We start from the raw sequence: 19,854 nt of genomic DNA, 5'->3' as shown, positions 1-19,854 counted from the left end.
GATCAACAATAAAAAACACATACAACCTGGGGTCATATGTGTTTTTTAAAAAGTCTAAAAATTAGATTTTTGTGAGCTCAATGAGACAAGTCTGCTTTAAAAACTGTGACTTTATAAGCAATTTTTTTAATGTTTTTTGCTGCTCAATCTTGAGGCTTTGCTGGTGTGCCAAATGAAAAACCTGCTGATCAACTTCAATTTCCAAGGGTTCTGGACTCTGATTAAAAATAAAAATCAGATCGGCTGAACTGAACAGCTCAGTGCTGGCTGACTCAAACAGCCATTGGTAGCGAGAACCCCATTTTTCAGGATTATAGATCAGATTAAAGTCCCGAATTGGCCCGTCGATCAGTTTACAGCTAGTCTTTCGATCGCCACTAAATTGCGCAGATTGTAAAGTTTTCAGATGTTCGGAATCATCTTCAATATTCAATACAATGCCAACACCTTCCAATACCGTGAGGATACGCTGCATGCCCTTAAATAGGGAAAAATCTCCTGGATTTTTAACATCCGCCATGGATATACGCCAATCAAACGTATCCAGACTGTCACCGTCACTTCGGGCAAGTTCAATGGTATAACCCGCCCCGTTCTTCCATAGCATCTGCTGATAATCAGCTGTGTCTAAGTGCTGAATCATTGGGTAAATTTACCTTCCAGATAATAACGACTACCCGGATAAATCAAACGTGCACTGGAAATCAGCTGTTTATTCGACCAGGTACGGCGACGAATCAACAGACAAGGTTCAGTCTTATTAATTTTCAGCCATTTACATTCTTGTGCTGAAGCAAGAATCGCTGTCACCACATGCTCACCTTCCGTCACCGGTGCTTTCGACATTAAATACGCATTGGGTGTAATGCTTTTAAAATCTTGTGCCAAGTAATCTGGAATCAACATCGGATCGACCAGTCGATCTTCAATCTGAACAGGTACATCATTTTCATAATGCACGATGATCGAGTGAAAGAGCTTTTGCCCTTCCCGAATCTGCATCAGCATACTTTGTTCAGCATTGGCCTGAATCTGTTCCAGCACCAAGACTTCGGCATGATGCTTGTGATTTCGGGCAATAATTTCTTCTGCAATATTATTCACATGGAATAAAGCAGTTCGGCCTTGTCCTTCTGCAACAAAAGAACCGACACCTTGTATACGCACCAATAAACCTTCGCTGGTCAGTTCGCGTAAAGCCCGATTCACGGTCATGCGACTACAGCCCAGTAAATTGACCAATTCACTTTCTGAAGGAATCTTTTTATTAACAGTCCAGCTTCCCTCATAAATCTTTTGTGAAATCATTTGTTTCACACGTAGATACAAAGGAACCGGACTATCTTCTTCTAAGGACAAATCTAAATCGTTTTGCTTTGTCGCTCTTGACATTGGCTAAAACTCATACTAAATATTCTAAGTCATTGTATATTGAAATGAGGCAAATTGTATATACAAGCCTATACAAATAAATGATATGTTTTTAATTATGCACCAAGACTAAAATTGTCTTACCACATTATTATCTTGATTAGATTATAAGCTGATCACTTTGATTTATCACCCCATCCTTATCGCTAGAAAAGCTGTAGGGATACAAGATACATTCAACTCTTTATAATAAATTTGATTATATCTTGCGCTGAACGATACATATCCCTTTCATCCAGCCCTGAAAAAATGCTCCATTTTTGACAAACTTATTATAATCCTCCTTATTATGTTGAAGGCGTTCAAAACCATCTTGTAATATAATTTCAACGGCATCCAGACTATCGTAAACTGAGTTTAAGCCCATATTGTTATAAGCCGCAGTAACCGTTAAAAAAGCATCTTCATGGCTGAAACCATGCTTAATTCTATTTGTATAGTAGTCATATAGAAAATTACAGAATGTTTTTACCTGCTTGTTATATTCACGTCGCTCTGTATCAGTCGCTGTAAGTTTCTTTCTTTTATAGAACTCTCTGTCCTTCTCGAGTATTGTCAGTCGATCAAGTTCTTTTTTTTCTTCGACCTCTTTTAATTTTTGGTCAGTAATCTGTTTAATCCGCTCAAGCTCTTCTTCTCGTTCTTTCCGTGCTTGTTCTTCCTGCTCCTTTCTTATTTGCTCTTCTTGTTGAACTTGCTCATAGTAAAGCTGATTTCTAAATTCTTTTTCATCTGAGACACCCATACAACCACTCAGTATATAGACGTAATAAAAATCCTCTTGATAATCTTCATCGCCTGACGCGAGATAGGATGCCCCATCGACATACATAAATGGTGTAAAACCGACATAACCTCCAAAAGCATTTTTTGCATTTACCTCACCACAGACAGCCCTTTCTCCTCTTAAATTCTTCACTACTCGAATATGTTGGAATTGTGCTGATCTCGGATCTTTTATACTATCTCTAATACTTTGCTTAGCATTTTTAATAAGAGATGTATTATTTGCATAAGTAATTGTAGGAATAGTGATTAAAACAGCAAGAGTAAGTTTTTTAAGCATGACTTATAATAAAAATCTATGTGATCTAGAAAGTATAAATGATTTTCCCAAAAATAAACTTAAGTTACCTTTTTTTAAATCATATTGAATTTTTTTCAAATCAATCTACATTATTTCGGATGCTCGTCCTAAAATAATATAGATTGATTTTCATCATACCTTGCAACTTTGAAAACCGGGTCAGTTATCTAGCCTAAAAGAGTTTTAACTTATACCGTATATCGTTTGCTTAACCCCCATTCAGCCAAGATACGGCGATACATGGCCGAAGAACGGTCTGCTTCAAAATGTGCTTCCATACTCATATCTAAAGGTAATTCTTCTGGCTTTTGCGCCTCCACCATCTCCTGATCTTCGGCAAAAATCTGCGCATTAAAATCATAGACAGCCTGTAAGTCTCCCGTGGTATCGAAATTACGAGTTAACGGTACAAACAAACGAGTCTTATTATGTGAGATCGGACAACAGGCATTTAAAATCTTGAGTACGCCTTCATTTGGAAAATGAATGGTCAATACTGCCGAAAATGGCGGATAAACATCAAAGATGCGTTCCCAAACAAAATCATCGGGTGCTAGGTGCTGCATCCCATGCGGGTAGTTGCTGACATTACTGGTGTAGTTTGTATGTAAGCCATAATCGGTACGTTCAGTCGAATATTTAGGTACCACAGGATTATGTCGATCAGCAAAGGCCTGATGATGCACCCAAGCAAAGTGTGCCACATCAATAAAGCCTTCCAGTTGACGACCGCTTGAACCTGCAATATCCACAGATGGCGGTAAAATGGCTTGATGCCCTTCCTGTTCCCATGTGTCCAACACAGGAAAATTAGCCAAGCTCTCATCTCTGCCGAGAATACTGGTCCAGACCAATCCATATTTTAAAACCACAGGAAACTTGGTCAGCGAAAAGCGCTCTGAGATTTTAGTTAAATCAGGTTGCGCTGGGATTTTAGAGCATTTGCCATCTTCGTTAAAATGAAGTCCATGATAAGGACAAATCAAAGTGTCTCCCTCAACCCAGCCTTTACTCAAAGGCACACCACGATGCGGGCAAATATCCCGAGCTAAATGAATCTGCCCTGTTTCGGTCTTATACAAAGCTAGATTCATATCCAGTAAGGTGACTTGCTGCGGTTTACTGCTCACATCTTCGATACGTGCCACGGGATACCAATGCTGCGCAAGAATCTGCCAGTCCTGATCATCAAATTGGCTATGACATGGCTTATCGGGAAGATTGATGAATGGAATTGCGTTCATATCCTGTGCTCATTTTTAAGATTTTTCTCTTCATGAGCAGTGTGGAATAGATCAATATTTCCGTCTATTAGAATGATTTATATGCATCATTCTAAAAATTAGAACAGGCTGGGCACTAAAATTGCTTTTGTATTAAAACCTGCTTTACCTCAAGTGAGTTTACAATGGCATTGCCATTTTCACGCTTTGCTGATTATTTTATTGCCGTTGCCAAAACAGGCAGTTTAAGAAAAGCGACCGATCAACTTTTTATTTCTGTCTCCGCGGTACATCGGCAGATCGTGCTGGCAGAAGAAGAACTCGGCGTGGCTTTATTTGAACGTTTGCCCAGTGGACTGAAGCTGACTTTGGCTGGTGAATTACTCTATGCCGATCTACGCAGCTGGCAAAAAGAGTTTCAAGCTACACAAAAGCGTTTAAATGAAATTCAGGGTTTACAGCGCGGTTCCATTGATTTTGGAATGATTGCAGCGCTCAGTGAAAGTTTTGTCAGTACCGTGATGCAGTCGATTGCTCAGCAATATCCATGGATTAATTTTAAGCTTCGAGTCTTGGACAGTGAGCGTATTGCTGATCTGGTAATCAATGCTGAACTCGACTTTGGCTTGATACTGAATCCCAAACATCAGCACCAATTACAGATCAGCGCCTTTATTGAAATGCCCTTGGGTTTCGTGATTCCCAAACAGCATGCTTTAGCCCATAAAGAAAAAATCTACTTTTCCGATACGCTGGAGTTCAATCATATTGTTGCTGCCGAACCATTGATTATTCATGATCATGTGCATGCACTCTATAAAAAGCATGACTTCAACCCAGCGCACACAATCGAATGTAATGATATCCGTATGATGGTCTCATTGCTTAAGCAAAACTTAGGCATCAGCATCATGAGTTATCTGGATGCAGCCCCATATATTGAAAATGGTGCTTTTGAGTTTAGAACAATCAATGACCACGGCCTTCATCCGATTACGGTTGCACTTTGTACTGCACCAAAACGGCAACTTTCCCGGATTGCGCAAATCATGATGAATCAAATCATTAACGAGATGGAGGCACTAAAATCGCGCATGCAAAACAATATTCATCAATAACATGGTCTTTTCGCACCAAAAAAAACACACAAGCCATTGATTTAAATAAACATAGTGTTTGACACCCGAAGATTCAATCGGGTAAGTTGATGTGAAGATTCACCTTTTTCACGATTCAGGCATTGCTATGGTTTGGTCCAGTACAGACGCTCATTTAACAGCAGATTATCCACGCGATATGGTCGGTTATGCCGATCAACCGCCTCATGCCCAGTGGCCCAATCAAGCGAAAATCGCGGTGCAGTTTGTACTGAATTATGAAGAAGGGGGTGAAAAACATATTCTGCATGGCGATGAAGGTTCGGAACAGTTCTTGTCTGAAATCAGTGGCGCAGAAAGTTATCCTGCACGGCACCTTTCGATGGACTCGATTTATGAATATGGCTCACGAGTCGGTTTCTGGCGCATTCAGCAGGAGTTTGCCAAGCGCCAATTGCCCATAACCATTTTTGCCGTTGCGATGGCTTTACAACGTAATCCGCTGGTGGTCGAAGCCATCAAACAACACAACTATGATGTGGTCTCACATGGCTTACGCTGGATTCATTATCAAAATATGGATATTGAAACCGAGAAACAACATATGGATGAAGCCATGCACATCCTTAAAGATTTGTTTGGTGAAATGCCGACAGGCTGGTATACAGGCCGTGATAGCCCCAATACCCGTCAATTATTGGCAGAATATGATCAGGTGCAATATGACAGTGATTATTACGGTGATGACTTACCTTTTTGGACAACACTCCGCAATGCAGCAGGTGCAACCCGTCCGCATTTAATTATTCCCTATACACTTGATACCAATGATATGAAATTTGCATCCCCTACGGGTTTTAATCGTAGTGAGGATTTTTTTGAATATTTAAAAGATGCTTTTGACGTCCTCTATGCAGAGGGAGCAACTTGTCCGAAAATGCTTTCTATCGGCATGCATTGCCGCATTTTAGGACGTCCTGCCCGCTTTAAGGCATTACAACGTTTCCTAGACTATGTGCAAAATCATGATCGGGTCTGGATTTGTACCCGTCAGCAAATTGCTGAGCATTGGTATAGACATCATCCTTTTCAAACTTAAGTTTATTAAAGCGTCATAAGGTGTCGTATATCCGATTTAAATAATTTATCCAAACAAAATAAGTTTTAAGCTACTCCTTTAGAATAAGGAGATGATCAGGATGAAAGTACAATATTTTGCAGCGAGTACATTAGATGGATTTATTGCGACCGAAGACGATTCTTTAGAATGGTTATTTACATTAAGCGGACTAGATAACTCAAGTTATCCAACCTTTATTGCAAATGTTGGTGCTTTGGTGATGGGCTCAGCAACTTATGAGTGGATATTGAATAACGCAGAGCAAGTTGCTGCCGAAACAGGTTCACCTTGGCCCTATACCCAGCCAGCCTGGGTGTTTTCCAGCCGTAAACTGCCCCTAATTGAAGGAGCAAATATCCATTTTGTGCAAGGTGACATCACTCCTGTTTATGCTGAAATTCAATCCATCATTGTGGATAAGAATATCTGGGTTGTAGGTGGTGGCGAATTGGCTGGCCAATTTTATGATGCCAATTTGCTTGATGAACTCATTATACAAATTGGTTCAGTCACACTTGGGAAAGGAAAAGCACTATTTCCCCGACGAGTACTTGCGCCAACGCTTAAATTAATCTCCGTTCATCACATGGGGGAAGGTATGGTTGAATTACATTATACCGTTGAACCCATATAAAATTAGCCAGATGTTGAATGCTTTAAATGATCTATTGCCTTAAATGATTTATTTATCTACCTTACTAGAGAACAGCAAAGCAATTGGCAAGCCCCTCAACTCAGTCGAAACAACCCATTCTGTTAAATAAAATGGGTGATTCGGAAGAATTTTCCAATCTTTTAGCTGATACAATTTTATGACCTGATTGCGAATCGACAACATGTGTCTATACGGCATTTCTTAATGCCCAAATGGAAAATAACTAAAAAGGAAGAACACTTATGGCGCTTATTTCATGCCCCGAATGCAGCAGTCAGGTTTCGACCCAAGCCACCTCCTGCCCGCATTGCGGTTATCCGCTGCAGACCCAACGTCACACGCCCGAGTCAGGGGCATTACAATCACCGCATGTCTTGAGCCGCGCCATCATGGCACTCGGTGCTTGGCTGGTCACACCCTGGATCGCGCGACTTCTGCTCGGACTAGCGGTGCTTGTCTTCGCCTATTTTTTGCTCAAGAGTAAATAAATGATCTTAATGAAACAACTACATCATCTTGTTGTGGAGTTGTACACGTGATTTTTATTAAGCAACATAGGCATTTGAAGGATTTAAAGCGACTTAATTAAAACAAAACTCGGTCAACATATAAGTAGAGTAATTAGACATGTTTTCAATGAACAGGTTCATGGTGTTGGGAATGGCATTGCTCGCTTGCTCCTGCACGAAGTCACCCTCGGCTGACGAGGAAAAGACCAATGATGCGACTGCAAAAACAGCCAAAGTCGCAGCCAAGTCCGCCGGGGATGTCGACTTCCCGGTGATCCCGCAAATCGTCGTGCCAGAGATCATCGGCATTGGCCCGGCCCAGCGAGCACTGGAAGCATCAATGCAAGACATCATTGATCCGGTTGCTGGTATTAGCGTTAAGCCCGCTCACTGTGCGACCGACGGCGCATTACTCAACGATGCAGGCATCACCAGCATGGATGCGCAAGGCAATCTATCGCGTAACGGTAATGAAGGCATCTTCCATATCAACGCAGATGGCAGTGGCACCGCCAACTATGAAGGCGGCGTCATCGTCGTCAACGCAGACGGTAGTGGTACAATCAACGGTAATGGCGACGGTGGTGCTGACGATGGGATCATCTCGGTCGAGGCCGACGGCTCGGGCACGTATAACGGCAAGTACGGCATCATCGTGCTGGACGGCAAAGGTGGCGGTACCTGGAACGGTGAACATGGTGTGATTCGCAACGAAGGTGATGGTTCAGGTAGTTGGAACGGTCCGCAAGGCATTGTCACTATCAATGCCGATGGCAGCGGTACCTGGAACGGCCCACACGGGTTGGTGAGCAACGATGGCAAAGGCAGCGGCAGTATAGGTACACCAGCACGTCAAGTGAAAATGGCACCAATTCCCAAGGTCGCGCCAGCTGGCAAGTTTCCGCCGTTAAAAAAATTCGCTCCATCAGGCGCGCCATGCGGGTTCATCATCACTCTCAATGATCAGGTGTTGTTCGATTTCGACAAGTCGGATATCCGTCCTGACGCAGCGAAGGTGCTGGACAGCTTAGCCGTGGCCTTGCAGAAAGTACCAGCCAAGGCAATCGAAATTCGCGGTCATACCGATGCCAAGGGTAGTGACGCCTACAATCTGGATTTGTCCGAGCGCCGTGCCAAATCAGTGGGCATGGCCTTGCGCCAGCGTGGTGCCGCAGCTGCCGCCAGTACACATGGTTACGGCGAGTCGCAGCCAGTGGCGCCCAACGAGGTCAGCGGCCAAGACAATCCCGCCGGCAGACAGTTGAACCGACGGGTGGAAATCTTCGTGCGCACTTGATGATGCCAGCAGGCAACAATGGTCACGTTTTATGCTCGTAAGCGCATTGCAATAGCTCAGTATTGCAATGCGCATTTGATGAACGATTAAACCTTGGATCTTATCTCTATAAATTCCAATCTAACAACTACTTAACAATAAGCGCAACAAGTTAGCTGAATGATCACTTTAAAGATACCAACGAATGCGCTAGGTATCTCATGCTACGATATCTCAACTTTGGCTTAGGCTATTCTTGCCATTCCCATACTCCGCTGTTGTAACAACTTCACCGCTTGCTTGGCTTGCCAAGCTAACTCCATCATATCCAGATCAGGAATCTGATCATTTTCCATCACCATTTTCCCTGCTACAAACATCGCCTTAATGTGCGCGCGTCCACCACTTGCCACAGGTCCAATCGCCATATCATGTAATCCAAAATAACGAGGATCATCTAAGGCTGGTTTAATAAACTGCGTGGTATAAGCGGTTTTCCAATTGGTTTGAGCTTTGAGTAAACCGGCGTTCACCATAAAATCTCGCGTTGCTTTCCAACGTGCATCTGTCATGACACCAATGCCTTGAGTTTTGGCATCTCCACCATCAATCAACTTCAATTTGCGCATTTGCCCGACTGCAAAAGTGAGTAGTTCATCATTCATATTCGGGTTTTCTTTTTTAATGATGCTATTGCCCAAACGTGGATCGGCTAAGTAGTTTTTCCATCCCTCCATAGACGCCTGAACAAAACGGCGCAGCACATCAGGTTTGTTTTGAATGACATCATTGCGGGTCACTAAAATACCGCCATAAGCGGGATAACCCGCATCAGCAAATAAAAAGAAATGACTCGAAGGTTCTGCTTTTTTGGCCTGAAAGACTTCAGAGGTCGCATAGGCTTGTTGTGCGACATTTTTACCTGCTAAGAATGGCTGCATATTGAAGGTATACGGGCGAGCCTGTGCGGCATCTAATTTATATTTGCCTTTTAACCAAGGCCACCAGCTTGCTTGTCCGCTGGTCGAAACCAGAATGGTTTTGCCTTTGAGTTCGGCCAAAGACTTTACATCGCTGTGAGTGAGCACGCCTTGAGGATCAAACTGGAATGGTGCTGCCACCGCTTTGATGGGAAAGTTGCTTTCGATGCCTTTTAAGACCTGTAGGTCATAATTAATAATAATATCGGCTCGCTTGGACAATAATAAGCTCATGTTATTGACCTGTGGCCCACCGATTTTGATATCGACATCAAGTCCGTATTTTTTATAAATTCCTTGTGCCAGTGCCTGATAATATCCACCTTGCTCGGCTTGCGCATACCATGTGGTTTGTAAAACAAGTTTATCGGCTGCAAAACTGGTTGAGCTGATAACTGTTGCCAACCCCAATAACGCGCCCGCAATTACAGTACGTCGCCCTTTGCCTACATAGTGCTGAATATTCATAAATAAGACCCCTAAATCTGTATGGATTCATCTTGCTATTCTTTTAAGGGGGTCAATCAATGTATAAGTTACACATTTCTCTCAAAACCAAATCAATTGGCTTTGTCCCCGAAAGAGGAACAGCAAACGCTGTAGAGCAATGTCCCGTATGTTCACAACATACTGACCGCTTATACTCAATCATGATTTAGCAAGCTCTGTGCCAAGATTGATTCCACCTTGTTTTTATTGGTAATTCTCTAGGTCGGATTTATTTTTAATTGTTCTAAGATGAATAAACTGTATTGAGTCTTTGGTTTTGAGTGCAGTTTTATGGTGCATTCAGTACGTGCAGCTGCACCTTAAATGAACTACCTACTGGACAAATAAATATTTTAAATCGCCATGTTGCATATCAACAATTGTTCTGAAACAGGGTAAAAGTTGCCATCAAGTTCCCGACACACATTCCTCAAAGTATCCATCAATCGTCACTATAGCGGGTAAAAAATCCAAATGTTGTGATGACTCAAAGATAATCATTATATTGATCCGATTATCTTCACCACCAAAATAGTTTTCATCGGAAACCTCTATTTCACAAGGGGAAAGATACTGCCAGATATGATGCACATCAGAACCAAAGTCGCTTGGAAGAAGTTCACAATCCTCAAAAACATCAACCATTGCCTTACTTGCCAATGTCTTGATGGACGCGGCATCAGAAAGCAAACATGTCATTGCTGCAATCTGTGCATCTGTTGGACCATTACGTTTTGCTCGAACAATCACTCTAAACATCCCTTCGAATGCCCCAAGTTCAACTTCTCCCAACCAATGTGCACTGCCATATTTCAATATTCCTAATGGTGGACAATTCACTGTATGCTGATTAAATACGCTCATTACTGTCCTTTCTTGCAGATAGCTTAACCATTGAGTTAATTTTACGGTTAGTTATAGCTCAAAGTTCAGGCCGATTTTAACATCAATCTATTTCACTTTATAAACTGGCACAAAAACTGCTTCACCCTTTATGTCAGAGTAGAAGCGTTCAGCATAGTCAGTCACATCGGCTGTTATGTGGGTCATTGCTCAGAAATCAGCTTAGGCTCTTCATCAGAACGATCTTTTGAAGGGAATGCAGCTTTTTTTTGAATGTGACCCCGTCTCTTTCAATTCATTTGATTGGGTCACGGTTTATCCAGAAGATGAGGTTGAAATATGAATAGCGCCAACATGTCTGCATTAGCGGAAAATGACTACAGCTTAGAAGAACTGCAAAAAGAAGCGCGTATGGGCGCTTTAGGTCAAGAGACCTTTGAACGTGAAGTTCGGGTGATTGATTTATCCAACTTTGAACAACGTAAATATGAAATTGCCGAACAGCTTTGGGCAGCAGCAACGGATATTGGTTTTTTTCAGGTCTCGCATCATGGTATTCCACTTGAGCAAATCCAAACAGCTTTCGAGATGACACAACAGTTTTTTGCTCTACCTGAATCGGTCAAAGCGCGTTACCCGCTCAATCGCAATGCAGGTTGGGAAAGTAAGGCGCAGGTTCGTCCATCAACCAGTACCCCGGATCAAAAGGAATCTTACCAAATCACTCGCCCACGTATGGACGGGCTTTATCCAACCGAGCAAGAGCTACCTAATTTTAAAAATACCATGCTGGAATTTGAGCAGGCCTGCTGGCACGTGGGTATGAAAATACTCTGCTGCTTTGCTTATAAACTGGGTTTTGCCGATAATTTCTTTACGCTGGCGCATGATCCGGAACAAGACAGCTATCAAAGCACTTTAAGAATGTTGCATTACTATGCTATTGATCCTGCTTTAAAAGATCAATTGGGGCTATGGCGTGCCGGTGCACATACCGATTTTGATTGTTTAACCTTGTTGTTTCAACGTAATGGTCAAGGTGGTCTGCAAGTGTGCCCAGGTAAAGATATGGAACAGCAACAATGGACCAGTATCGAACCACGAGATGATGTGATCACCTGTAATATCGGCGATATGTTGATGCGTTGGAGTGATGATCAATTACCTTCTAATTTCCACCGAGTCAAAAATCCAGAAGCAAATGAGTATCAAGGAGCGCGATATAGTCTGGCGTTCTTCTGCCAAGCCAATGAAGATGTGCTGATTGAAAGCCCACAAAAGAAATATCCAGCAATTACAGCGAAGGAATATTTAAAACAACGCATCAGTGCGAATTTTAAAGGGAAATATTAATCGTTGATTCCTTGTAGACAGAGGCAGAGGGTCTCTGTCTGCCATTAAAAAATTATCGATTTATTTTTCTCGTTTCTAATCTTTTCCGTGATCTCTTCTTAGTTCTTTTAGGTATCACTTTTTGGGGAATAATAATTTTTCCCGTGCCTAATCCTCGGAAAAAATAGTTAACAAGATAAATAAATAAAAAACCAAAATAAAAAAATGGGAATATGGTAAAGACACTAAACGTACTTTCCCAAAAAAGTACACCAATCCGATAATTATAACCTAACTGGATAAGTGCACCTCTACGACTCCCATCCTGAAAGGAGATATTTTCCAAAAGAAAATGGCCCATCCCCATGATAAAGCAGAATAAAAATATCCCTGAAACAATCGTTTTTTTAATCCATGGCTTCTCCAGCCAAGGATATTTCTTCGATGCCTCAAACTCAGCCTGAAAAAACTTACTATAAATTTTTTCCTGAAACGCCTTGTTCATGCCTACTTTCTTAATAAATAACAGGCACATGTAACAGCCCGCGACAAAAGTTAAAATAGTAAAATAAATACTTGAAAGAATAGTAAAAAATGGCAATGGACCTTTAGTCCCCACCGTAATCAACATCTGCTCTGTGATATAACGATAAATCTCAAATTGCCACTGATTGCGTGGATATGCTGGAAATAAAAATAAGGGTAAAACAAATACGATAATCCAAAAAGCAATCTGTAATTTCGCTTTTCTTTTTTCTTTAGCTTGTTGTTCAAGCGCCAAACGTCTTTGTTCTAATTTTTCTTGCTTCTTTTGCTTGGTGTGCTGCTCAAGCAATTCTCTTGCTACATAACGTTTTGTTGACATAGAAAATCAATATTTATGTTTTATATAAAAATCTTAATTAGAAAATAATAAGGATACGCGAATATTCTTACGATCAAGAATTCTAGATTAAAATGAACAACCTTCCAATATTTTAAAGTACATATCTTCTTTTTATAAAACTTGTACAGTCAGAGATTAACGATCTCTGACTGTGCTAAAGCTTCACTGATCCATAAAGGTTGAGATAAATGATACACATCACAATTACTGCCGCCACCAATACGATCGACCACGAGAAAATCACTATTGGCTTCCAAAGTAATTAAAGGGTGGTGCCATATACCCTGATGATAAGTAATCCCCTGTTGTCCGTTACTCATAAATGCATAAATCCTTTGTTCATCGGGACGATCCTGATCAAAAGGTAGCGCCACAACAATAATAAATTTCTGCTGCTGTAAAGGAATAAAGGACTGCGAACCATACGGATGCCGTTCCAGCATCTCAATTTGAAATGGAATCTGAGTTGCAAATAAATTGTGAAAAATGCTCATCCCAACAGCAACATGATCACCTGAAATTTGTGCCAGTGATAAGGCGTGATAACGCTCAGTGAGTCCCTGATTAATCGGGATAAAGTCTTTGCCGCTCTTTTCAATGACCTCACCAAAAGCAGCAAAACTGTCCTGAGTTAAAGGCTGGATTACAATATTTTTTTCATGCATAGGTGGATTCTCTTCTATTTCTTATCAGCCTCATGGGGTCACAATGAGGCCATTTACTCATGAGAAATTATTTAACCGCTTTTCCCCATAAACGAATCCGGCTAATCCCACCATCGGGAATCATATTGACGCGGATATAGTTCACTTTTTGATGTTGCAGTACTTCTGCAACATATTCATGAATATGGTCCATAGTCAAAGGCTGCTGTTCCAATAAAAAAGGCCAGAACATACTTTGCGGAATCAGTTGTGCATCGGTTGCATTTTCAATATAAGCGGCTTGAATCGAACAAAATGCGGGGAAATTTCCTTTAAAAAATGCGGTATCGACTTCAATTTTTTCAACGAATCCAGATTGTCCCAAAGCAATAATGCACCAGTCAAAACCAGGGGCACGGCGACGTTTGGTCTCCCAACCATCGCCCATATTTAAGCCGCGATCCGGACTGAGCAGATTATTCGGATGACCAAAATGCGCATCGCTAAAGGCCACAATACGCCCGCCATTTTTTAAACCAATCAAGTCCATCTGCCGAGTTGTATCGACATGTTCGAGCACCACACGGCCATACACCCTTAAACGTGCAATCCCACCATCAGGGAAAATATTAATACGAATATGGGTAACTTTCTGAGCAGCGCAGTCGAAAAAATGATGCTGATCCGGAGATAAAACCGAGTTTTCTAATAAAGCAGTCCAGCTGATCCCTTCCAGTTGATTATCTGGTGCATAGCAACCCTCAATGGAAGCAGAGGCTGGATAATTGCCTGTAAAGAATGAGGTATCAATATCAAATCCAGATACAATCCCCGTTACGCCTAAACGAACAATACACCAGTCATAGCCAGACTCACGTTTGCGGCGGGTCTCCCATCCATCCATCCATTTGCCATTGTCATCATATTTTCCTTCAATGAATTGAGCGGGTGCACTTTGCAACATTCTTGCAGCTTCTGCAAAAAACTCATCGGAACAACTCACAATATTTGCACCAATTCTGGCATCAGCGAGATTGGTTAACGCTTGCAAATGGGTCGGTAAAGCTACGGTTTTAGCAATATGCACTGTCATTGATCGTTCCTGAAGGTTTAATTTCTATTCTATTATGCAAAATCCAGTCCAACTGGTCTGACCTGTTGTTAAAAATATAGCGATTTTTGATCGACAGCACCAACAAAAAGATGAATTTTGTGTAGAATCAAACTGTTTATTTTGATCTTTAAGGCGTGTTGCTTATGAGTCCACAAGCTCTGCTCAATGGAAAATCATCTCAGGTGACTGAGCAAGCGGTGGAAGTGATTCATCAACGCATTCAACAAAATACCTATCCTGTCGGTTCTGCCTTACCCTCACAACGTGATCTTGCCCTCCAGTTGGGCATCAGCCGTGCTTCGTTACGCGAGGCCCTCACCCGTCTTGCCGCTTTAGGATTATTGGAAATCAAGGCAGGTAAAGGGGTTTATGTGATTTCACAACACAGTCAGGCCGCCGAACAATGGGATGGCGAACACCGTGTTTCGCTTAAAGATTTCTATCAATTACGCTATGTACTGGAGGGTTTTTGTGCGCTGTTGGCCTGCGAATATTTAACTGAACAGGATAAGTCGACCTTACAGCAACATTACCAGTCACTAGCCTCTGCAATTCAGGCACAGAACTGGCAGGCAGCCTCTGAGGCAGATTATGCCTTTCATCAGCATATTATTGAACTTAGTCATAATCAATCGATTATTCAAACACTTAAAATGCATACTGAATGGATTAAAAAAAGCCAGATCCTGCCTTTTGTCCAGCCGAATCTGGCATTTAAAACTATTCAAGAACATGAATTCATTCTGCAAGCCTTATTTAATCAGGATGCAGCTGCGGCTGAAAAAGCCATGCAAGCGCATATTATTGGTGCTGCGCAACGTGCGGGTGTGTACTTTGCTCGGCATAACAGCTCAATCTAAGTATCAAAATTAAATCTGCACCACTTTGCCCCATGCCTTGAACCATATCCATGCAGACTTCCCTTTTATGCTTTTTAATAAAGCAAACCATCTGGTATGACCAGTAAAACCAGTTGATAAAATTGGCACACTTCTCGCTTAGAACTGTTTAGAAACTTATTTATATCTTTAGGGTCTGAACGATGAATATTGCGATTGTAGGTGCAGGTATGGGCGGTTTGACTGCTGGTATCGCATTAAAAAAATTTGGACATCAAGTCACGATCTATGAACAGGCAGCCGAAATATTACCTGTCGGTGCAGCCATTTCACTTTGGTCAAATGGAGTCAAGTGCCTGAATTATCTAGGCCTAACCGATCAAATTCAGGCGCTCGGCGGGCAAATGGAATCTTTGGCTTATATTGACGGACTAAGCCAACAAACCATGACCCAATTTAGTTTAACGCCTTTATATAAAGAAGTCGGGCAACGCGCCTACCCGGTCGCCCGGGCCGATCTACAACACTTATTAATGCAGCAATTTGGTCTGGCAGATATCAAACTGGGCATGAAAATGACAGCGATTGAAAGCCATCAAGATGAGGTCACCCTTCATTTTCAGGATGGCTCACAAGTCCGGGCTGATTTACTGATTGGTGCAGATGGTACACATTCTCTCACCCGACAATTTGTACTGGGCTATCAAGTCGAACGCCGCTATGCGGGTTATGTCAATTGGAACGGTCTGGTTGATATTGATGAAGCCATTGCACCTGCCATGCAATGGACCACTTATATCGGTGAAGGCAAACGTGTGTCGCTGATGCCGGTGGCTCAAAATCGTTTTTATTTCTTCTTTGACGTTCCTTTAGCAGCTGGATTGGAAAATCGACGTGAACACTATAAGCAAGATCTCAAAACTCATTTTAGCGGCTGGTGTGAACCTGTACAAAAACTGATTGAACATTTAGATGAGCAAAAAACCAATCGTGTCGAAATCCATGATATTGAACCGTTTATGGACTTCTACAAAGGACGTGTAGTGCTGTTAGGTGATGCAGCGCATAGCACCACGCCAGATATTGGCCAAGGTGGCTGCCAGGCCATGGAAGATGCGATATATCTCGCCCGTGCCTTGCAAATCAATACCTTCGGTCTGGAAGATGCTTTGGCGCGTTATCAAAACAAACGTAATGAACGCACACGGGAAATGGTCTTGAGAGCACGTAAACGTTGTGATGTCACCCATATGAAAGATCCGCAGGTGACTGAAGAATGGTATCAATCGCTCTATCAGGAGCAAGGGTCACACATCATGCAAGGCATCATCAGTAATATTATCGGTAATCCACTGGATTAAGTCTTTTTGTTTTTAACTACCCCCTATCTAGGGGGCTTTTTTTAGCTTTTTGATCATAAAAAAATGCACACCTCTTGTGAGGTATGCATTAGCTACAATAGCTCAATCAATTAAAACTTATAACTCAACGCAAAACGGTTTTGTAAAAAATTCTTGTCATAGCGTGGCGAAGTCTGAATACCCGCAAAATTACTGACACTAAAACCTTTTAGCGCCCCTGTAAAATTATAAATACCGAATAGCATATATTCAGATTGATTACGGCTGGCAACTTGTTCTGCTTCCTTTAAGTCCATAAAAGAATAACGTGCACCAGCAATGAGCTGATCAGAGACTTTTCCTTCCAAAGACAACATCAGGGCATGACCCGCACCTAAATCCTGAGTACTGGTAAAAAAAGGCTGGGCAAAAATTTCACCAGATGAGGTTTTAGCGGCATATGGCATTAATAAGGCACCATTTAAATAGCTGTTTTGGTCTGGCTTAATATAGTTATAGGCGACCTTCAAACTAGCAGCAGGCAATATTTTAAAAGCTGCCTGTACACCCCAGACCTGACTGTTGATCTCCCCTGCAAAAGCTTTACCCTGATCCTTACCAGACATATATTGTAGCGAAAATTCAGGAGCATACTTCAATTGTGAAAATCCGAGATCCGCTTGGGTATAAATTAAGCGTAGATAGTCATCATAGTCTTGATACCAGAGTTGTGTCTTGAGGGTTTTATTAGCGTCGAACTCAAAACGTTTCCCTACACCAATTGACCAAACGCCATCTGTTTCCACTTTTGAATTTTGGCGTGAACTTTTAGTAAACTCATCTTCAGCATAGCTTTTATATTTATTGACCTTGGTCAAACGTAGAAAATCATATTGGTTGCCAATCTGGACATCGGCGGCCTGATATAAAAACATCAAGACACGGCGGTCTGCATAATCCCCCATAAACGGTAAATTGAGACGCTGATTCCCGACGGTCACCCGAGCCAAATCATTTTTCCACGTCAGATAGGCTTCTGCTAAACCATCACCATCTTCCTTGAGTTCATCGACTTCAGCCTTATTATCTTTCTCATCTAAACGACGCTGAATATCATAACCAACAGCGGCCTGTACCCCATAAAAAGGCGCTGTTTCATACTTTATATAACCACCGATGACAGCCGTATCCTGATTCAGATTATCCACAAAATAAGCATTATTGAGTGAGTAATAAGTTGATTTCACTGCACCATGCAGACTGCCACAGGCAAATACCGCAGCCAGTTGATCGTTCGCCTGACAATCCTGTTGCAGGTTCAATAGATGATTCAGGCTAGTATCCGTTGCCCAGGCCTGTATGGCTGGGCTCATCACGAGCACGAATATGGCTGATTTTAATTTAAAACTTCTCATAAAATTCCCCGTAAGATTTGATTTAAAAAATCACTTTTGGCTTTTAAAAATCCTGTTTCTGGCTTTTTCAAGACAAAAACTCCCCTTGACCTATTCAAGCTTGAATAAGCAACTTTGAATGATGTGCAGGTAAAAAGCGGGATTCAGACTGAATATTCGGCTCTGAACCCGCGATGATCAATGCCCTGAATTTAAAGGCAAGCTTGCTACTTCCACTGTTTTTTTAGTGAACGGTAGATGGTTAAAAATGATATTGAGTAAGATAGCGGTAATACAGGCTGAGCTAATACCTGAATGCAATAAGGTTTTTACCCATGTTGGAAATTGTGCATAGAATTCCTGATTGACGATAGGAATCATGCCGATAGCCAGTGAAGTAGCCACAATAATCAGGTTTTTATGATCGTTATAATCCACTTTGGCTAAGGTACGTATACCACTGGCGGCAACCGTACCGAACAACACGATGCCAGCACCACCTAAAACAGGCATGGGAATCGATGCCACCAGACGCCCCACGATGGGCAATAAGCCGAGGATAATCAGGATTCCCCCTGCGGTCGCCACCACAAAACGGCTTTTAATGCCCGTCATGGCAACCAGTCCAACATTTTGGGCAAAAGCCGTTTGCATGAAAGAACCAAAAATCGGAGAAATGGCACTCGATAACATATCGGCACGCAAACCGTCGCCTATACGTTTCGAATCAACTTTGCTTCCAACAATTTCACCGATGGCAATAATATCGGCGGTGGTTTCGGTCATAATCACCAAGGTCACAATCGTCATGGAAAGAATGGCAGAAAACTCAAATACAGGCGAACCAAAATGGAAGAAACTTGGAAATGCAAACACCGGACCTGTACTGACCTTTGAAAAATCGGTAAATCCTGCCGCATACGCGAGCACAGTACCTAGAATAATGGCAACCAGAATCGCGAGTCGACGTAGCATCTGGCTACGCAACATGCTGAAGATAATCACAATCGCCAGCGTCATCACCGCCAGACCGACATTAGCCGGATCGCCCCAGTTCTCAGCTTTGGGATTACCCCCCATAATCCAGCGGATCGCCACAGGCAGCAGTGAAATACCAATCATGGTAATTACACAACCGGTGACGACGGGTGGAAAAAAGCGGATGATTTTGGCGAAAAATGGCGTCAGCAATAAACCAATGAGGGAAGCAACAATTACAGCACCAAAGGCAGAGGCTAACCCGCCACCGGTGCTGACAATTGCCAGAATGGTCGCAACGCCTGCAAAAGAAACGCCTTGAACAATCGGTAATTTTGCTCCGAAATGCTTGAGACCCATGGTTTGCAATACTGTCGCCAATCCCCCTACAAACAAGGCAGCAGCCACCAGCAATCCAATTTCTGAAGCCTCCAGTCCTGCGGCTGCTCCAATAATCAATGGGGGTGCAATAATTCCACCATACATCGTCAACACATGCTGCAAACCATATAAAATGTTTTTATTCATGCCTAAATATTGATGTTCTGCCGAGATCAGCGCATCTCGTTCTGTGGGTGTGTTGTCTTGATGCATGGTTAATTCCTCAAATTAGATTC

General features: G+C 42.2%; 19 protein-coding genes. 8 read left to right on the top strand and 11 right to left on the bottom strand.

What is annotated here, in order from left to right; all coding sequences use genetic code 11:
- Positions 1 to 61 precede the first annotated feature (61 nt).
- The 4 genes from ACINWC323_RS15035 to ACINWC323_RS15050 all read right to left on the bottom strand — a co-directional run bounded on the left by ACINWC323_RS15035 (position 62) and on the right by ACINWC323_RS15050 (position 3,762).
- Complete coding sequence (locus ACINWC323_RS15035) at positions 62 to 643, bottom strand: HutD/Ves family protein (protein ID WP_009509190.1); 582 nt, start codon at positions 641 to 643, stop codon at positions 62 to 64.
- Positions 640 to 1,392: a histidine utilization transcriptional repressor HutC gene (gene hutC / locus ACINWC323_RS15040; protein WP_005231077.1), complete on the bottom strand. Its 753-nt coding sequence runs from the start codon at positions 1,390 to 1,392 to the stop codon at positions 640 to 642. Before hutC ends, ACINWC323_RS15035 begins: the two co-directional genes overlap by 4 nt.
- 238 nt (positions 1,393 to 1,630) lie before the next feature.
- Positions 1,631 to 2,497 carry a hypothetical protein gene (locus tag ACINWC323_RS15045; protein WP_032881119.1) on the bottom strand — a complete coding sequence of 289 codons (867 nt, stop codon included), beginning with the start codon at positions 2,495 to 2,497 and terminating at the stop codon, positions 1,631 to 1,633.
- A 209-nt stretch (positions 2,498 to 2,706) separates the two neighbouring features.
- Entirely contained in the window at positions 2,707 to 3,762 is a 1,056-nt protein-coding gene (locus ACINWC323_RS15050; RefSeq protein WP_009509237.1) for a Rieske 2Fe-2S domain-containing protein, read from the bottom strand.
- 164 nt (positions 3,763 to 3,926) lie between these two features.
- Between ACINWC323_RS15050 and ACINWC323_RS15055 the strand changes: the two genes are divergently transcribed.
- From ACINWC323_RS15055 to ACINWC323_RS15070, 5 genes are all read left to right on the top strand, one after another.
- Entirely contained in the window at positions 3,927 to 4,859 is a 933-nt protein-coding gene (locus ACINWC323_RS15055) for a LysR family transcriptional regulator (protein ID WP_009509208.1), read from the top strand.
- A 127-nt stretch (positions 4,860 to 4,986) separates the two neighbouring features.
- On the top strand, positions 4,987 to 5,937 hold the full coding sequence (gene puuE / locus ACINWC323_RS15060) for an allantoinase PuuE (RefSeq protein WP_009509275.1): 951 nt from the start codon (positions 4,987 to 4,989) through the stop codon (positions 5,935 to 5,937).
- A 100-nt stretch (positions 5,938 to 6,037) separates the two neighbouring features.
- Positions 6,038 to 6,592, top strand: coding sequence for a dihydrofolate reductase family protein (locus ACINWC323_RS15065; RefSeq protein WP_009509217.1), 555 nt, complete (start codon positions 6,038 to 6,040; stop codon positions 6,590 to 6,592).
- Positions 6,593 to 6,855: 263 nt separating this feature from the next.
- Positions 6,856 to 7,101 carry a zinc ribbon domain-containing protein gene (locus ACINWC323_RS0118815; protein ID WP_032881117.1) on the top strand — a complete coding sequence of 82 codons (246 nt, stop codon included), beginning with the start codon at positions 6,856 to 6,858 and terminating at the stop codon, positions 7,099 to 7,101.
- A gap of 139 nt (positions 7,102 to 7,240) precedes the next feature.
- Entirely contained in the window at positions 7,241 to 8,419 is a 1,179-nt protein-coding gene (locus ACINWC323_RS15070) for an OmpA family protein (protein WP_032881115.1), read from the top strand.
- Between the two features lie 224 nt (positions 8,420 to 8,643).
- Here the strand turns inward: ACINWC323_RS15070 and ACINWC323_RS15075 are convergent, their stop codons facing one another.
- The gene (locus ACINWC323_RS15075) at positions 8,644 to 9,846 is read right to left on the bottom strand and encodes an ABC transporter substrate-binding protein (protein WP_009509239.1); all 1,203 of its coding nucleotides are present in this window, start codon (positions 9,844 to 9,846) and stop codon (positions 8,644 to 8,646) included.
- Between the two features lie 429 nt (positions 9,847 to 10,275).
- Complete coding sequence (locus ACINWC323_RS15080) at positions 10,276 to 10,731, bottom strand: hypothetical protein (RefSeq protein WP_009509199.1); 456 nt, start codon at positions 10,729 to 10,731, stop codon at positions 10,276 to 10,278.
- 318 nt (positions 10,732 to 11,049) lie between these two features.
- On the opposite strand from ACINWC323_RS15080, the gene ACINWC323_RS15085 reads away from it, so the two are divergent.
- Positions 11,050 to 12,063, top strand: coding sequence for an isopenicillin N synthase family dioxygenase (locus ACINWC323_RS15085; RefSeq protein ID WP_009509252.1), 1,014 nt, complete (start codon positions 11,050 to 11,052; stop codon positions 12,061 to 12,063).
- Between the two features lie 52 nt (positions 12,064 to 12,115).
- Here ACINWC323_RS15085 and ACINWC323_RS15090 read toward each other — a convergent pair whose 3' ends face one another.
- The 3 genes from ACINWC323_RS15090 to alc all read right to left on the bottom strand — a co-directional run bounded on the left by ACINWC323_RS15090 (position 12,116) and on the right by alc (position 14,665).
- Complete coding sequence (locus ACINWC323_RS15090; RefSeq protein ID WP_009509241.1) at positions 12,116 to 12,907, bottom strand: hypothetical protein; 792 nt, start codon at positions 12,905 to 12,907, stop codon at positions 12,116 to 12,118.
- Positions 12,908 to 13,056: 149 nt separating this feature from the next.
- On the bottom strand, positions 13,057 to 13,593 hold the full coding sequence (locus ACINWC323_RS15095) for an ureidoglycolate lyase (protein WP_009509256.1): 537 nt from the start codon (positions 13,591 to 13,593) through the stop codon (positions 13,057 to 13,059).
- A gap of 67 nt (positions 13,594 to 13,660) precedes the next feature.
- Positions 13,661 to 14,665, bottom strand: coding sequence for an allantoicase (gene alc / locus ACINWC323_RS15100; protein WP_009509248.1), 1,005 nt, complete (start codon positions 14,663 to 14,665; stop codon positions 13,661 to 13,663).
- A gap of 164 nt (positions 14,666 to 14,829) precedes the next feature.
- Between alc and ACINWC323_RS15105 the strand changes: the two genes are divergently transcribed.
- Together ACINWC323_RS15105 and hpxO are read left to right on the top strand one after the other, a co-directional pair.
- Positions 14,830 to 15,546, top strand: coding sequence for a FadR/GntR family transcriptional regulator (locus tag ACINWC323_RS15105; RefSeq protein ID WP_009509224.1), 717 nt, complete (start codon positions 14,830 to 14,832; stop codon positions 15,544 to 15,546).
- A gap of 182 nt (positions 15,547 to 15,728) precedes the next feature.
- Complete coding sequence (hpxO, locus tag ACINWC323_RS15110; protein ID WP_009509188.1) at positions 15,729 to 16,886, top strand: FAD-dependent urate hydroxylase HpxO; 1,158 nt, start codon at positions 15,729 to 15,731, stop codon at positions 16,884 to 16,886.
- 110 nt (positions 16,887 to 16,996) lie between these two features.
- On the opposite strand, the gene ACINWC323_RS15115 is transcribed toward hpxO, so the two are convergent.
- Together ACINWC323_RS15115 and ACINWC323_RS15120 are read right to left on the bottom strand one after the other, a co-directional pair.
- Positions 16,997 to 18,280, bottom strand: a complete 1,284-nt coding sequence (locus tag ACINWC323_RS15115) for an OprD family outer membrane porin (RefSeq protein ID WP_032881113.1) — start codon at positions 18,278 to 18,280, stop codon at positions 16,997 to 16,999.
- 177 nt (positions 18,281 to 18,457) lie between these two features.
- Entirely contained in the window at positions 18,458 to 19,831 is a 1,374-nt protein-coding gene (locus tag ACINWC323_RS15120) for a nucleobase:cation symporter-2 family protein (protein WP_009509219.1), read from the bottom strand.
- Positions 19,832 to 19,854 lie beyond the last annotated feature (23 nt).

Origin of the sequence: Acinetobacter sp. WC-323 (assembly GCF_000314615.1) — a bacterium.
In the GTDB taxonomy this organism is placed as follows: Bacteria; Pseudomonadota; Gammaproteobacteria; order Pseudomonadales; family Moraxellaceae; genus Acinetobacter; species Acinetobacter courvalinii.
This window is presented reverse-complemented; position numbering and strand designations above follow the sequence as displayed.